Below are 15,721 nucleotides of genomic sequence, written 5' to 3'. Positions count from 1 at the left end.
CCGGCGTTCGCCGGGACGACACGGGTGCGTGCGGAAGGTGCGCGGGCAACCGCTCAGAACCTGAGCGCGGTACCGACGCCGCTCACTTCTTCTCAGAGAACGTCTTCAGATACGCGATGACGTCCTTGCGCTGCTGCTCGTTGGCGAGCTTGAACACCATCTTGGTCGAGCCGGTCGCCTGATCCGCCTTGCCCTTGTCGGTGAGGAACTTCTTCAGGAAGGCGTTGGGATCCGGGAGGTATGCGAAGATATTGTCCTCGGTCCAGACGAGCCCCGCCTCGCCGGCATGCTTGTTCAGCTCCGAATAGGCAAAGCCCGGATAGGTCCCGGTGGGCCGGCCGACGACGCCGGTGAGTACCGGACCGACGGCGTTCTTCGCCTCCGGTCCGATCCGGTGGCACGTCATGCACTGCTTGAAGACCTGCTCGCCCTTGGCAGCGTCCCCGCCGTCCAACGCGAACGCGGCGCCCGCCGACATGGCAGTCATGACCGCTGCAACCAAACCCGATCGAAGCATATGCTACCTCCCGATGCGTCGTTTTTGTTAGCCCATGTGATTTGCTCCTTACAGGTAACAGTGTCACGTGATCTTGTCATGCCTCGTTCAGGCGAAAGTGAGCGAATAAGTCGCAGCTCGAACATGCAATAGGCGCAGGGATACCAACGAAAGAAGGATGCTCTGAAATAAGCCTTGACAGCGAGCGCCCTGCATGGGCTAACGACATTCTCAAGACTCTCAATACGTTAGCGGGATGGGGCGCAACACCTTCAAAATGCGCGCCAAATGAACTGGCCGCGATCCCCCGAGCGTCTCAAGAGGGTGCCAAAGATAACGGGTGCCAAGACCATGGCCGAGTTTCACGGTCCACGACCCGACGTGACATTGCTGCTGGACATGGACGGCGTGATCCGTGAGGCGACGCTGTCGCCGAACATGTCAGCCGAGAATGTCGACATCTGGCTCGGCCGTCCCTGGTCCGAGATCGTCGATGATGCGAGCGAGAAGATCGAGCGCATCATGCAGGACACCAAGCGGACCGGCATTTCCGCGTTCCGGCAGATCACGCAGCGGTTCCCGAGCGGTCTCGAGCTGCCGATGGAATTCACGACCGTGCTGCTCGGCGGCCGGGCCGGCATGCTGGCGATCGGCAAGAATCTGCAGGCGGTCGCGGAGCTCCAGGCCCGGCTGATCTCGGCCCAGCAGACCATCGAGCGCGACTACTGGAAGCTGCGCGAGATCGAGACGCGCTACCGCCTGGTCATCGAGGACTCCAACGAGGCTGTGCTGCTGACGAAGGTGTCAGATCTGCGCATCGTCGAAGCGAATCGGACGGCGGCGGCCGCGCTCGGCGTTTCAAGCCGTCGCCGGGACAATCTGGTGGGCCGCGAGTTCCTGCAGGAGATCCCGCAAAAGGATCGCGAGCCGGTAGAGCTGATGCTGAGGCGCGTCCGCGACCAGGGCAAGGCGCCGGGCATCGTGATTCACCTCGGCCACGACACCGCACCCTGGATGCTCCGGGGATCGCTGATGACCAGCGAGACCGCGCCGATGTTCCTGCTGCAGATGGCGCCGATCGGCAAGGCCGCGCAGCCGGGCCCGCTCCCCGACGATCCCGAAGCGCTGATCGACAATCTTCCCGATGCCGTCATCAGCATCGATGGCACCGGTGCCATCAAGCGGGCCAATCGGGCCTTCCTGGAGCTGGTCGAGGTCGGATCGAAAGAGGCGCTGATCGATGAGAAGCTGAGCCGGTGGCTGACGCGCCCCGGCGCCGACCTTTCGGTGCTGATCTCCAACGTCGAGCGCCATGGAGCCGTCCGGCTGCTGTCGACCACGATCCAGGGCGAGCTCGGGACCGAGACCGAGGTCGAGATCTCGGCTGCCGCCCATGGCCTCGACGGCCAGCGCCGGATCGGCCTGGTGTTGCGCAACATCGCCAGGCGGTTGTCGCCCGCGGCGGAGCATGACAATCTGCGGGTCGCCCTCGCGGGCCTCAATGAATCCGTCGGCAAGACACCGTTGCGCGACCTGGTGAGGAGCACGGTCGAAGTCGTCGAGCAGCATTACGTCCGCGCTGCGCTCGAGCTCGCCAACGGGAACCGGACGTCGGCTGCCGAAATTCTCGGCCTCAGCCGCCAGAGTCTTTACGCCAAGCTCGATCGGTATAATCTGAGCCAACTCGAAGAAAGCGACGAGGAAACCGAAAAGGGGAGATAGTTGCCCGTTCCGCTGACAACGCCGGCCTTCGGCCACGCTACTCTTGCGGATTGCGAGCGTGAACAGATTCATCTCGCAGGCTCGATCCAGCCGCACGGCATTCTCCTGGCGGTCAAGGAGCCCGACAACATCGTCATCCAGGCCAGCACCAATGCGGCCGTCTTCCTCAACACCGGCTCCGTGGTCGGCCGTCCCTTGCGCGATCTTGGCGGCGACCTGGCCCTGCAGATCCTGCCGCATCTCAACAGCCCCCTCCATCTGGCTCCGATGACCCTGCGATGCACCGCCGGGGCGCCGCCGCGCCGGGTCGACTGCACGCTTCACCGCCCCTCGAATGGCGGGCTGATCGTCGAGCTGGAGCCGGCGACGAAGACGACCAACATCGCGCCTGCGCTCGACAGCGCCTTCCACCGCATCACCTCGGCCTCATCGTTGCTCGGCCTGTGCGACGAGACGGCGACCATCTTCAGGGAGATCGCCGGCTACGATCGCGTCATGGTCTATCGCTTCGACGAGGACGGCCATGGCGAGGTCTTGTCGGAGCGGCGGCGGCCGGATCTGGAGGCCTTTCTCGGCAACCGCTATCCGGCATCCGACATTCCGCAGATCGCGCGCCGGCTCTACGAGCGCAACCGTGTGCGCCTCCTGGTCGACGTCAACTACACGCCAGTGCCCCTGCAGCCGCGAATCTCGCCGCTCAACGGCCGCGACCTCGACATGTCCCTGAGCTGCCTGCGCAGCATGTCGCCGATCCACCAGAAATACCTGCAGAACATGGGCGTCGGCGCGACGCTGGTGTGCTCGCTGATAGTCAGCGGCCGTCTCTGGGGCCTGATCGCGTGCCATCACTATGAGCCGCGCTTCGTGCCGTTCGACATTCGCGCGGCGGGCGAGGCGCTGGCCGAGACCTGCGCGATCCGGATCGCGGCGCTGGAGAGCTTTGCCCAAAGCCAGTCCGAGCTGGTCGTGCGCCGGCTGGAGCAGCGGCTGGTCGAAGCGGTGTCGCGCGACGGCGAATGGCAGGCGGCGCTGTTCGACGGCTCGCAGTCGCTGCTGCAGCCGCTTGGTGCGAGCGGCGCGGCGCTGCTGTTCGAGGGCCAGGTCACGACCGCCGGCGACGTCCCGTCGACGCAGCGCATCCGCGATCTCGCCGCCTGGCTCGATCGCCGGCGCAATACGCCGGGAGCAGCCCCCGAGGGCTTGACGGCGACCAGCTCGCTGACGCTCGACGAACCGTCCTTTGCCGACATCCGCTCGATCGCCAGCGGCCTGATCGCCGCACCGCTGTCGGCGAGCGAGGGCGAGTATCTGTTGTGGTTCCGGCCGGAGCAGGTGCGGACGGTGACCTGGGGCGGCGACCCGCTCAAGGCCGTCATCATCGGCGACGATCCGTCGGATCTGTCGCCGCGGCGCTCGTTTGCGAAATGGCATCAGCTGGTCGAAGGCAAGTCCGAGCCGTGGTCGAGCGCCGAGCTCGCCTCCGCCCGCGTCGTCAGCGAGACGGTCGCCGACGTGGCGCTGCAGCTGCGTTCGGTGCGCATGGTGATCGCGCAGGACCAGCTCGCCACGATCAGCGCCCAGGTGCTGCGCTCGGAGCAGCCGGTCATCATCGCCGATGTCGAGGGCCGCATCCTGCTGATGAACGAAGCATTCGAGCAGCAGCTGCGCGCCTCGCATCCGCACATCCCGTATCTGCGCGACCTCGGCAGCTACTGCACCGCGCCGGCGGAATTCCGCGCCAATCTCGACGACCTCATGCGCAACAAGCGCAGCTGGCGCGGCGAGCTGACGCTGACGGGCGGCGCCTCGCCGCAACGGCCGTTGATGGTGCGCGCCGACCCGGTGATCGCGCCGTATGATCGCGTGCTCGGCTTCGTGCTGATCTTCTCGGACTTGACCGAGCGCAAGACCGCCGAGGCGGCCCGGGCGCGCTTCCAGGAAGAAATCGACGGCGCCCGCCGGCCCACGCTGCGGCTCGATCAGAGCGCAAGCCTGATCTACAAGGAGCTCGCCGCCTCTACGGTGGAGAACGCGCAGCTCGCCGCGCTCGAGGTGACGCACGGTGCACAGGCCGGCAGCATGCCGGAGATGCTGGAGAGCATCCGCAATTCGACGACGCGGACGCTGGAGATCCTGGAGCATCTGGTGTGGTATCGCTCGCAGAGCGAGGAGTGAGACGGGGAGGGTGTCTGCGGTACGTCGCTGATTGATGCCGTCCCGCACCCGTTTTGACTACGCAGCTCGTATTTTGACGAAATCGCCCGATATCTCACCTGCGGTCTACTCCCCCTTGCTGGGAGGGAAGCCGACCTCCGCCGGCGGAAACACATCGATTCCAACGCGGTCTCGTGCCGGACCGCATCGTTGATGCATGAGATTGATATGGCTGGACCTCGGCCGCCTCAGCCAGCGAGCCCAGCCGCCTGCTGGAGCGCCTGCGACAGCGCGATGTTCAGCTGGAAGGCCGTGGCGGCCTCCTCGATGACCGCATCATGCTCGGCCATCGCCGCACCGGCCTGCTCCAATGCGTCCCTGTAATCATCCTTGAAGCACGGAATATCGGCGATCTCTGTAAACTCGTAGAACGACAGCGCCTCGGGCTTCAGTTCGAGCGAGCGCGCCAGGATCTTCTTGATGATCTGGCCGCCGCTGAGATCGCCGAGGTAGCGCGTATAGGCGTGCGCCAGCAGCGGATGGCCGGAGCCGGAGCCTGCCTCGTGGATAGCACGAACATAGGCGATCGCCTCGGGCAGCAACGGCAGATTGCGCGCTTCGAGCTCGGCGAGATCGGCCTTGATCGCAGCACTGCGATGCAGCTCCAGCCGCACGATGCGGCCCGTCACTGGCGTGCCCTGATGGCGGAGCAGCTCCGCTTCGAGCGTCTCGTAGACCGGCAGCAGATTGCGCAACAACAACGCGTAGGCCTGTCGCGTGCCGCGCCCCCGCAACAGCTCGGCCACGATGCCGGCCCGCTCCGCGGTGACGTGGAGCGTCTTGGTCCGCTCCCGCATCGCCTGCAAAAGACTGGCCGGACGCGTGCTGCGCCCGGCCATATCGATCTGTTCAACTCTGTCCAACATCTCTCGACCTGCAGGACTCAGCGCGGTGGCGCCAGCCCGTGTTTCACGCCCCAGTCGAACCAGTTATCGACCACGGTGCCCGACAGTAGGATACCGATGCCCCCGGTCAAGGTGCAAAGCACGGCGAACCACCAGGCCCAGCGATGGATCGATTCGGCCGTCGCATTGAAGCCCATCGTCCAGCGCCAGAACAGCGCACCACGCTCGAACGCCGTGCCGCGATCGACGATCTGCTCAAGCTCACGCTCGCCGCCGTAGCGGCTGATCGCCAGCACCGTCGCGCCATGCATCGCGAACAGCAGCGCCGACCCGTACAGGAAGGCGATCGAGAGCATGTGGAACGGATTGTAGAACAGGTTGCCGTGGGTGATGGAGAAGTTGTTGGTCCAGTCGAGGTGCGGGAAGATGCCGAACGGCACCGCCTCGCTCCAGCTCCCCATGAAGATCGGCCGGATGAAGCCGAGCACCAGATAGAGCCAGATTGCCGACGCGAACGCCCACGACACATGCGTGCCGAGACCGAGCGCCCGCGCGCGGCGATAGGTGCGCGCCCACCACAGCAGGATCGACGTCGTCAGGAAGAAGCCGGCCATCAGCCACCAGCCGCCCTCCTGCAGCGGCGGGAAGATCTGCAGGCCGTATTCCGGCGCCGGCGGCTGCAGGGCCAGCCACGGGAACTGGCGGATGAACTCGAGCGGGCTCCAGTTCACCGAGGCCAGCATGTTGAGACCGATGATCTCGATCGCAACGAAGCCCGACATCAGCGACGCGAGGCCGAGAAAGCCGAGATAGACCGGGCCGACCTGGGCATCGCCGAGCTTGCCGAACCAATAGTTGAAGCTGCCCTTGCCGATGCGCTCCCAGACGCCGGGCTCGATCGGGATACCCGGATAGATCGCACTACGAACTTGGATCTGCGTGAAGATGTTCTGGTATTGGGCCATGACGACCTCTCCTTGAACTCATTGCGGCGGCGACCAGATCGGGACGTGGCGCCACCAGTCCCACCAGTCCGACCAGGCATTGCCTTCCGGCATCAGCCAGGCGGGACCGGAGATGACGATGCAGACGGCGCTGAAGAACACCGCCGACAGCGCCAGGAACAGACCGAGGCGATGGATGCCGAGCGTGCCGATGGAGTAGCCGAGGAGATCGCGGAACATGGTGTTTTCATGCTCCGGCGACTTCATCTCCTGGCCCTTGCCCGGGTTGGCGGCCGACAGGATCAGCGAGCCGTGCAGCGCGAGCGCGAGACACGTCGTGAAGAAGAACGTGATCGCGATCATGTGCGCAGGATTGTAGTGGAAGTTGCCGAACTGATAGCCGGTGTTCGACACCCAATCGAGGTGGGTGATGATGCCATAGGGGAAGGCGTAGCTCCACGAGCCCATCAGCACCGGACGGATCACCTCCAGCGTGAAATAGGCGAAGATCGCAAAGCCGAAGGCGAACGGCACGTGATAGCCGATCGCGAGCTTGCGGCAGATCTCGACCTCGCGCAGCGCCCATGAGACGAAGGCGCCGAGCGCACACACCGTGATGAGCTGCCAGAAGCCGCCCTCGGTGAGCGGCGCGAACGACAGCCCGTATTTGGCATCGGGCGGGTTGATGCTGATCTGCCAGAGATTCCACGTCGGTCCGAGCGCCGTGGCGTAGAGGATCAGCGCCACGCCGACAAAGGTGAAGAAGATCGTCGTCACGCCGAAGAAGCCGACGTAGAACGGTCCGACCCAGAAATCGAAGAGGTCGCCGCCGATCAACGTGCCGCCGCGGACGCGGTATTTTCGTTCAAAGCTGAGCATTGCCATCGGTCCTGCCTCCGCTGCCCGTCGCGCGATATGCTACGTGTCGTGAATTCGTTGGACGAGAGGATTTGGGAAGCGGGCGAACGGGGTCTGCCGCCGTCGCCCGTCCGCTTCCCTCTGGTCGTCGAGCTGCTAGCTGAGCTTCACCGGCGTTGCCGGATCGGAGATCGACGACGTCTTCGCTGCACGCGGCCCCTCCAGCCAGTTGAACCGGTTGGTGCTGAGCAGGATGAAGTGAATCACCAATGCCAGTCCGAACAGGAACACGCCGAGAGCCACGAGAACCCTGCGGGGATCGAACAACAACCACAAGCGCCACATAGTTTTCTCCTTTCGATCAGGTCAGGTAGGAGAGCGCGAGAGTGGCGTAGTGGGCTGCCCCATCCATCGCCGCCTTGTAGCCAGTCGGCCCGGGCAGCCAGGGACGCCACATCCAGGCGAGAATGTGGGCGACGATCGCAACCGCCGTGAAGACCACAAAGCTCGTCATGAAGATGCTATGGAATTCCCTCGCCTCCGCTTCGGTCAGCCCTGACAGAGAGCCTCCCTTGTTTGGTACGTCCACCATAGTGGTACCTCCTGGTGTTGGCCTTTCGGCCGGATGCCGTTCACCGAGATGAGCGGCGTCGAAGTGTCATCCCGTCGCCGGGATGACATCCGTGCGGCGAGCCGCACGAACTCCTTGCAAATCCGGAGAGCGCACTGACCGCTCTCGAACTCAAAGTCCCATGAAGGACGAGGTCGCGCAGTTCGCGGCCTTGATCCTTGCTTCACCGACGATCGCGCCGAGCGGCGCGGGCCGGTGGCCGGTGATGATGGAGCCGATCCGGCGCAGCACGCCCTCGACCATCAGCACGGCGAAGCACATCGCGTAGACCAGGAGATAGTCGATGCGCTCGCGCGATCTCGGTGCGACGTCACGATCAATGCGTTCGTATAACGACATCGTCCTCTCCCTCTCCGCTATCCCCGCGCCTACGCGGCCTGGCCCGTTGCGAGCTGCGACCGCGCATGCGCGAGAACGTCCTCCGTCACCTTGTCGAGTCCCGCCTGGCGCGCACCGCGCTCGGCGGCGTCGCGCAGCCGCTTGGCCGCCGAGATCCGCACCAGCACCGGCTGGGTCTCGATGATCTGGTCGAGCGCGAGCTTGGCCCCGTCATCCCATGGCAGCTCACGCTCGAGCCGCGCCGGCGTCGCCGCGATCTGGTCGAGCTGGGTTGCGAGCGGCAGGATGTTGAACAGCGCATCGAACAGCGCGTTGCAGACCTCCTGCACGACGTAGGTCGCCCCCGCATAGCCCATGAACGGCGTGCCGGTGTGGCGCCGGATCACCGTGCCCGGGAACGAGGCCGGGATGTAGATCGACCGGTTGCCGGCTTCCGCCGCATACATGCGTTCGTTATAGCTGCCGAACAGCACCAGCGGCGGCCGCTCGTGGATGGCCTTGCGGATGGCGTCATTATCGGTCTTGGCGCCGGCACAGCGCGAGATCGCGAAGTGGCAAGGCAGCCCGAGCTCGGTCTCGAGGAAATTGCGCAGGCCGCGTGCGTAGGTCTCCGAGGCGACGATGCCGAAGCTCGCGGTGCCGAAGAAGTCCTGCGTCACCGAGCGCCAGAGGTCCCACAGCGGCTTGATCGTCGTATGCTTCTCCCGGGTGATGAACGGCTCGGGATCGAGGCCGAGCATCTCGCCCAGCGAGCGCAGGAATTTCGTCGTCGAATGCAGCCCGATCGGCGCCTGCAGATAAGGCCGCTCCAGCGTCTCGCACAGCAGGCGACCGAACTCGCGGTACATGCAGATGTTGACGTCGGCATTGACCAGCTTCGGCACGTCGGCGAGATGGCTGCCGAGCGGGAACACCATGTTGATCTCGGCGCCGATGCCTTCGACCAGGCGGCGGATCTCGGCGACATCCGACGGCATGTTGAAGGTGCCGTAGATCGGACCGATGATGTTGACGCGCGGCTTCTCGCCGTCCTTGCGCGACTTGCGCTCGGGGATCTTGCGCAGGCCGTATTCGCTCCACAGCCAGCTCAGCGCGCGGTTGGCGCTCTGCCACTGGTCCTCGTCGATGGTGCGCGGCAGGAAGCGCTTGATGTTGGAGCCTTCGGGCGTGACGCCACCGCCAATCATCTCGGCGATCGAGCCGGTGACGACCACCGCCGGCAGGTCGGGATCGAGCGCGGCGCGGGCGCGCTTCATCGCCTGCTCGGTGCCCTTCTGGCCGAGCTCGTCCTCGCCTAACCCCGTCACGACGATCGGCAGCTCATGCGGCGGCAGGCCGTCGGTGTAGTGCAACACCGAGGTCACCGGCAGGTTCTCGCAGCCCACGGGGCCGTCGATGATGACCTGCAGGCCCTTGATCGCGGTGAACGCGTAGACCGCTCCCCAATAGCCGCCGGCGCGATCGTGGTCGAGGATCAGCATCACACCATCTCCTCGGACTTGCGCGCCTTCGCCTGCGCCGCGACCGCCTTGCGGTACTTGTCGCGGAAATCAGGACGCGCGACAGGGGTGCCCTGCCACACGCCCGCGGTGTCGCCCTCACCGACACCTTCGAAGAAGTCGCGCATTTCGTCGAAACGCGCCTTGCCGGCAATGGCCGCATTGACGACCTGGGCCAGCGAGCCGGCGCCGGAGACGCCGAACAGCGGCCGCGCCGAAATGAGATTGGTGAAGTAGAGCGACGGGATCGCGCGCGCCTTGGCTTTCTGCACGATCGGCGTGGTGCCGATCGCAAGATCCGGCGCGAACTCATCGACCGCCGCGAGATCCTGCTCCAGCGAGGCGCGGTACTGCACGCGCACGCCGCGGCTCTCGAGCCAGGCACAGTCGGCCTCCGACCAGCGCGTGCGCGGACAGGCCGTGCCGACATAGCGCAGGTCGGCGCCGCTCTCGACCAGCAGACGCCCGACCAGCAGCTCCGATCCCTCATAGCCCGACAGCGTGATCCGGCCGCGGATCGGAGTCGCCGTAAGCGCGCCGCGGATCGCCGGCAGCACCGCGTTCTTGGCCGCATCGATCTGCGCGCGACCGACGCCGCAGACCGCGCCAACGGCCTCCAGCCACTCCGCCGTGCCATCCCAGCCGACCGGCGCCGAGCCGATGATCGGGCGGCCCGCCGCCTCGAACTCACGGATCGAGGCCGTGTAGAACGGATGGATCGCCGCCACGGCCGCGCAGTCCAACGCGCCATACAGCTCGCGCCATTCGCGCGTCGGCACCGCGGGACCCGCGGCGAGACCAAGCGGCGCCAGCATCATGCCGATGCCGACGGGATCGGCCGGAAACATCTCACCTAACAGCGCGATGGTCGGCCGATCGCCGCGCGGCACGCGTGGCGCCTGCACCGGACCCTGCTCCGCCTCGCGGCGCGCGTAGCTCAGCATCGCGCCGGCGAGCACGTCCTTGGCCTCGGCATGGGTCGGCACGCCAAACCCGGGCACGTCGATGCCGATGACGCGGACGCCGTTGATCTCCTTCGGGAGAATCTGCAGCGGCACGCCCGACGCGGTGGGCACGCAGAGATTGATGATGACGACGCAGTCGAAGTTGGCGGGGTCCGCCAGCTTGAACACGGCCTCGCGGATGTCCTCGAACAGCTTGCCGGTGACCAGCGTCTCGGAATTGAACGGGACGTAGCCGACGCTGCGCCGCGCGCCGTAGAAGTGCGATGTGAAGGTGAGGCCATAAACGCAGCAGGCCGAGCCCGACAGTACCGTCGCGGTGCGCCGCATGCGCAGGCCCACGCGCAGCGAGCCGAACGCCGGGCACATGCTCTGCGGCTGGTCGTGCGGCCCGGCCGGATAGTCGGCCGCGTAGCGCGCCAGCACCTCGCTCTTGCCGGCGGCATCGGCCGCACGCTTGAGCTCGGCCTTGCCGGCGTGGCAGCCGAGCGCCTCGGGCTGCGCCGGCAGAAGAGCTGCCGCTGCGCCGCTCTGCGCGCTGATTGCCTGATGGACCACAGGATCGCTCATTGCATTACATTCCGCTCGCCGACCGATCCCATCACACGCTGTCGTAGATCACTTCGAGCGACGGCTTGGCCACTGCGGTGCTGCCGCACATGTCCTCGAGCGTCGCCTGCTCCAGCACCACGTCGCGCCCGACCTCCGAGGCCTTGAACAGCCCGAGAAGACCGTCATGCGTCAGCGGATGCGGATGCCGCGGCGGCGCCTCGGCGACGTTCTGGGCGAGGTGCTCAAACAGCGCCGCCCAGGGCGTGCCGGGGCGGCCGATGATCTGATAGCTCGCGCTCTTGCGGCGGATGTCGTCGTCGGCCGGGATCGAGGCCAGCACCGGAATGCCGGCGGCTTCCGCGAACGCCGCAGCCTCGCCGGTGCCGTCGTCCTTGTTGATGACGATGCCGGCGACGCCGACATTGCCACCGAGCTTGCGGAAATACTCGACCGCCGAGCAGACATTGTTGGCGACGTAGAGCGACTGCAGGTCGTTGGAGCCGACGATGATCACCTTCTGGCACATGTCGCGCGCGATCGGCAGGCCGAAGCCGCCGCAGACGACGTCGCCGAGGAAGTCCAACAGCACGTAGTCGAACCCCCAATCGTGGAAGCCGAGCTTCTCGATCAGCTCGAAGCCATGGATGATGCCGCGGCCGCCGCAGCCGCGGCCGACCTCGGGACCGCCGAGTTCCATCGCGAACACGCCGTCGCGCTTGAAGCAGACATCGCCGATCTTGACCTCTTCGCCGGCAAGCTTCTTCTTCGAGGAGGTCTCGAGGATCGTCGGGCAGGCCCTGCCGCCGAACAGCAGCGAGGTGGTGTCGCTCTTCGGATCGCAGCCGATCAGCAGCACCTTCTTGCCCTGCTGGGCCATCATGTAGGACAGGTTGGCGAGCGTGAAACTCTTGCCGATGCCGCCTTTGCCGTAGATCGCAATGATCTGCGTCGCCTTCTTCGGCGCAGCCGTCGCGGGCGCATCGGGCTCGATCGCGGCTTCGGCGCGCAGGGTATCGGTCATCGCAGCAAGGCTGGCACTGATCTTGGTCGGGGCATTCATGCGGCAGCTCTCCAGTCCAAGACCATTTTGAGACATGAGGGATCGTCGAACGCGGTCCGGTAGGCGCTCTCCGCGGACAAGGCGTCGGCTTGGTGCGTGATCAGCCCGTCCAGCGACAGACGGCCGGTGTCGATAAGATTGCGCACCGCGAGCAGATCCTCGTGCTTCCATTCGGCGGCGACGCGGATCGCCGCCTCGCGCATGAAGGCCGCCGGATAGGAGAAGATGAGCGGCGCGCTGTAGAAGCCGGCGAGGATGATCTCGCCACGTGGCGCCAGGCGAGCAATCAGGCTGTCGAGCAGGCCGGCATCGCCGCTGGCATCGAAGATCAGCCGATAGTCGCGTCTGCTGTCCTCTGCGGGATCGATGACGCGATAGCCCGTCGCACCAACGGCGCGCTCCGGATTGCTTTCCCACACCACGGGCGGATCGCCGCCCATCGCCACGATCAGCCGCGCCAGCAGACGGCCGAGCACGCCATGGCCGACGACGCATTCGGCCTGGCCGTCACCACCGATCTGCAATGCATGATAGGCGGTGGCCGCCAGTGCCAGCAGCACGCCGCGCTGGCCCGTCGTCTCATCGATCGCAACAAGGCGCTGTGCGGGAACGTTGAGACGCGAGGCGGCGGCGCCAAACAGGCTCCTGACCTCGCCGAAGCAGCGCGCCGCGCCCGGCACGAACACGCGCTCGCCCTTGCGAAAACCGGAGTTTGGCGCGGCGCGCGCGACGCGGCCCACCGCCTCGTAGCCCGGTACGAGCGGATAGCCCATGCCCGGGAAGGACGGCATCCGTCCCTCGTACAGCAGCCGCTCGGTGCCGGTGCTGATCGCGCTCCATTCGATGTCGACGGTCAGGCAGTCCGGGGCATCCGCCAGCTGCAGCTGTTGCAGCGACAACTCCCTCGGCCTCCCCAGTACGACGGCGATCGCGTCCATAGCCCAACTCCCCGGCGACGCCCGCTTAGTTACGGATGTGAGGTTAGTCCGACTATGGAGAGTGTCAATATATATTTACAGTTTGAGTGTCAGCTTTTCGCGACAATCACGCTGGCGATCAGCGGGATCCGGGTGCGAAGCACTCGCACCTGCGAAAAACCCGCCGCGTGGAGCAGCTCGCGCAAGCGGGCGGGGCTGCGCGGCCGCCCCTGCCCCATCGCGCGCAGATAGATCTCGAAATAGGCGCTGACGCCATCGCTGCCGCCGGCCGCCTCGCGCATCGGCTCGCCCAGCAGCAGCACGCCATCGTCAGGCAGCGCGGCGCGCAGCTTCGCGAGCAACCGCGCCACGGCCTCGTCGTCGTGATCGTGCACGACCCGAATCAGCGAGATCACGTCCGCGCCGGTCGGGAGCGCATCGTCGTAGAAGCTGCCGGCCGTGATCGTGACGCGATCGGCCAGCCCGGCCTTGGCGAGACGCTCCTGCGCGATCGCGGCGACCTCCGGCAGATCGAACAGCTTGAGCTGCAGCTGCGGCGCAGCCCGCGCGGCGGCGGTCAGGAAGCTGCCGTCGCCACCGCCGACATCGAGCAGGCAACGGTGGCCACTCAAGGGATAGGCTGCGAGGACGACGTCCGCGATCATCGGCTGCGACGCCGCCATCAGCGCCGTGTAGGGCGCGACGCTGTCGCGTGTCAGCGCATCGCCGGTCTTGTCCAGCGCATACGGCCAGTACTGCGCGAGCCGGCGCTCGCGGTCCTGTCCGCGCAGCAGCGCCACGGGATCGGTGAGATCGGCATACAGCGCGGCGTGATGTCGAACCATGGCGGCGATGCCGGGATTGCCGAGCAGCGCCGCGCCGAGCGGCCCGAGCCCGTAGCACGCACCGCGGCGCTCGAGCAATTGCAGCGCGCTCGCCGCCTCGCACAAGCTCTCCATCGCGGCCTCGGGCACCACCGCGCGCGACGCCAGCGCCGCGAGATCGCACGGCCCGGCGCGCAACGTCTCGAACAGATCGAGCTGCACGCAAGCCGCCAGCGTCTGCGAATAGACGAACCCTGCGCACAGGTCGAACAGCTCCGCCGCCCGCCTGCGCGCAATCGGCCGCGTCAATGGAAACGCCGCCGCCCAGCGCTGGAACGCCGCACTCGCGAGCAGCGCGTCGCGCCAGCCGCGCCAGCGATCAATGAGGCTGATCGGGGGCGGAGTGTCGTGGCGGACGACGGTCGACACGGATCAATGCTCCAGTCGGCGGGCAATAGCGCATCGACGCGCACCACTGCCCACCCTCCCCTGGAGGGCAGGGCAATCGCATGTGGCGATCGCCGTTTTGTGCTCGTCTCTCTCCTCGTCGTCATGGCCGGGCTTGTCCCGGCCATCCACGTCGGCCGGCATGCTGAGAACGACGTGGGTGCCCGGGACAAGCCCGGCCATGACGGAGTAACTAACTTGCAGGATCGTTCGTCGCGACAGCCCGGAATTTCCACATGCGATTGCCCTCCCCTGAAGGGGGAGGGTCACCGCGCGCAACGCGCGCGGTGGGGTGGGGTGAGCCCGGAAACAGGTGAGGATGGGTCGAGGCAACATCAGGTTTGCCGGCACCGGCGCCCGCGAAGCCATCAGCACCACAGGCGCGGACAGTCCGTCACCCCACCCCGCCGCGCATGCCGCTGCGCGCATGCTCGGCGCCCCTCCCCCTCCAGGGGAGGGTGGGCACTGTGCGCGCGGCGCGAGCGTTGCCATTCAACGCGGCCGAAACATCACGCCGCCGACGCCGCCAGGCGGCGCGGCACCAGGCGCTTGGCTTCCTGCTCCATGAGCATGCGCAGCTCGTGCGCGTGGGCGCAGGGCGGCATGGTGCGGATGCCGTCGGCGACGAGATCGTGCAGATAGCTGACGGCGCCGGTGAGCCCATAGATCAGTACAGCGTTGGGCCGGCCATGCGCGGCGTCCTGGCCGACGGGCTTGCCCGCCTCCTCTTCATCGCTGGCGGCATCGCGGATGTCGTCGGCGACCTGATAGGCCTCGCCGATGGTCTCGCCCAGCGTGCGCCACGCCTCCGGATTCTCATGCCCCGCTGCAGCGGCGCCCGACACAGTGGCCGCCGCAAACAGCGCGCCCGTCTTGGAGCGGTGATAGCGCGACAGGTCGATCTGCGGCTCGCACTCCCAGGCTTGCCCGGCCGAGATGCCATGCGGCACGCCGACGGCATCGCCGATGGTCGCGATCAGCTGCGCCAGCCGCAGCGGCGAGCAGCGCGACTTGGCGAGCGTCTGGAATGCGAGCACGATCAGCGCATCGCCCGCGAGCACCGCGAGCGGCTCGCCGAACGCGGCATGCACCGAGGGCCGCCCGCGTCGCAGCGCCGCGTTGTCGAAGCACGGCAGATCGTCATGCACCAGCGAGGCGCAGTGCAGCAGCTCGATCGCGGATCCCGCCGCATCGGTCGCGGCCGGCTCGTCGTCGCCGCAGGCGCTGGCCACCGCATGACAGAGCCGCGGACGAACCCGCGCCCCCTTGGGAAACACCGCGGCCTGCATGGCGGCCGAGAGGCGCGGCGGGCATCCGGGCCGGTCGGCCAGGGCGACCGCTGTGACGAGGGATTTCTCGATCCGGGCCATCACGTCCATGCCAGCCTCCCCTGCCGCGAGGCCCATGCCGG

General features: G+C 66.7%; 15 protein-coding genes. 2 read left to right on the top strand and 13 right to left on the bottom strand.

The genetic code is table 11. The features are described 5' to 3' along the window. Nucleotides 1–82: 82 nt before the first annotated feature. Complete coding sequence (locus ACQR2C_RS13625) at nt 83–517, bottom strand: c-type cytochrome (RefSeq protein ID WP_315803451.1); 435 nt, start codon at nt 515–517, stop codon at nt 83–85. Nucleotides 518–847: 330 nt separating this feature from the next. Here ACQR2C_RS13625 and ppsR point away from each other — a divergent pair, with 330 nt between their 5' ends. Together ppsR and ACQR2C_RS13615 are read left to right on the top strand one after the other, a co-directional pair. Beyond that, nucleotides 848–2,218: a transcriptional regulator PpsR gene (gene ppsR, locus ACQR2C_RS13620; RefSeq protein WP_315803450.1), complete on the top strand. Its 1,371-nt coding sequence runs from the start codon at nt 848–850 to the stop codon at nt 2,216–2,218. Next, complete coding sequence (locus tag ACQR2C_RS13615) at nt 2,219–4,393, top strand: GAF domain-containing protein (protein WP_316183305.1); 2,175 nt, start codon at nt 2,219–2,221, stop codon at nt 4,391–4,393. A gap of 227 nt (nt 4,394–4,620) precedes the next feature. On the opposite strand, the gene ACQR2C_RS13610 is transcribed toward ACQR2C_RS13615, so the two are convergent. From ACQR2C_RS13610 to ACQR2C_RS13555, 12 genes are all read right to left on the bottom strand, one after another. Further along, the gene (locus ACQR2C_RS13610) at nt 4,621–5,298 is read right to left on the bottom strand and encodes a heme oxygenase (biliverdin-producing) (protein WP_434881334.1); all 678 of its coding nucleotides are present in this window, start codon (nt 5,296–5,298) and stop codon (nt 4,621–4,623) included. Nucleotides 5,299–5,315: 17 nt separating this feature from the next. Further along, entirely contained in the window at nt 5,316–6,242 is a 927-nt protein-coding gene (pufM, locus tag ACQR2C_RS13605) for a photosynthetic reaction center subunit M (RefSeq protein WP_315803447.1), read from the bottom strand. A gap of 18 nt (nt 6,243–6,260) precedes the next feature. After that, nucleotides 6,261–7,106 (bottom strand): photosynthetic reaction center subunit L, encoded by an 846-nt coding sequence (gene pufL, locus ACQR2C_RS13600; RefSeq protein ID WP_315803446.1) that lies wholly within the window; start codon nt 7,104–7,106, stop codon nt 6,261–6,263. Nucleotides 7,107–7,235: 129 nt separating this feature from the next. Continuing rightward, complete coding sequence (gene pufA / locus ACQR2C_RS13595) at nt 7,236–7,424, bottom strand: light-harvesting antenna LH1, alpha subunit (RefSeq protein WP_315803445.1); 189 nt, start codon at nt 7,422–7,424, stop codon at nt 7,236–7,238. A 16-nt stretch (nt 7,425–7,440) separates the two neighbouring features. Next, the gene (gene pufB, locus ACQR2C_RS13590) at nt 7,441–7,671 is read right to left on the bottom strand and encodes a light-harvesting antenna LH1, beta subunit (RefSeq protein ID WP_315803444.1); all 231 of its coding nucleotides are present in this window, start codon (nt 7,669–7,671) and stop codon (nt 7,441–7,443) included. Nucleotides 7,672–7,821: 150 nt separating this feature from the next. Further along, on the bottom strand, nt 7,822–8,049 hold the full coding sequence (locus ACQR2C_RS13585) for a hypothetical protein (RefSeq protein WP_434881333.1): 228 nt from the start codon (nt 8,047–8,049) through the stop codon (nt 7,822–7,824). A gap of 29 nt (nt 8,050–8,078) precedes the next feature. After that, nucleotides 8,079–9,530: a chlorophyllide a reductase subunit Z gene (bchZ, locus tag ACQR2C_RS13580; RefSeq protein WP_434881332.1), complete on the bottom strand. Its 1,452-nt coding sequence runs from the start codon at nt 9,528–9,530 to the stop codon at nt 8,079–8,081. After that, a complete protein-coding gene (bchY, locus tag ACQR2C_RS13575) occupies nt 9,530–11,080 on the bottom strand; it encodes a chlorophyllide a reductase subunit Y (RefSeq protein WP_434881331.1) in 1,551 nt (516 codons plus the stop codon). The genes bchZ and bchY overlap by 1 nt, the downstream gene beginning before the upstream one ends. A gap of 31 nt (nt 11,081–11,111) precedes the next feature. Next, nucleotides 11,112–12,122 (bottom strand): chlorophyllide a reductase iron protein subunit X, encoded by a 1,011-nt coding sequence (locus ACQR2C_RS13570; RefSeq protein ID WP_434881330.1) that lies wholly within the window; start codon nt 12,120–12,122, stop codon nt 11,112–11,114. Continuing rightward, nucleotides 12,119–13,060, bottom strand: coding sequence for a chlorophyll synthesis pathway protein BchC (gene bchC / locus ACQR2C_RS13565; RefSeq protein ID WP_434881329.1), 942 nt, complete (start codon nt 13,058–13,060; stop codon nt 12,119–12,121). The genes ACQR2C_RS13570 and bchC overlap by 4 nt, the downstream gene beginning before the upstream one ends. Before the next feature lie 89 nt (nt 13,061–13,149). After that, complete coding sequence (locus tag ACQR2C_RS13560; protein WP_434873845.1) at nt 13,150–14,292, bottom strand: methyltransferase; 1,143 nt, start codon at nt 14,290–14,292, stop codon at nt 13,150–13,152. Nucleotides 14,293–14,819: 527 nt separating this feature from the next. Further along, complete coding sequence (locus tag ACQR2C_RS13555; RefSeq protein ID WP_315803437.1) at nt 14,820–15,689, bottom strand: polyprenyl synthetase family protein; 870 nt, start codon at nt 15,687–15,689, stop codon at nt 14,820–14,822. Nucleotides 15,690–15,721: the final 32 nt, after the last annotated feature.

This window comes from Bradyrhizobium sp. HKCCYLRH3061 (assembly GCF_051168015.1).
GTDB lineage: Bacteria > Pseudomonadota > Alphaproteobacteria > Rhizobiales > Xanthobacteraceae > Bradyrhizobium.
The sequence above is the reverse complement of the archived record's forward strand: the minus strand, read 5'-3'. Positions and strand labels throughout refer to the sequence as shown.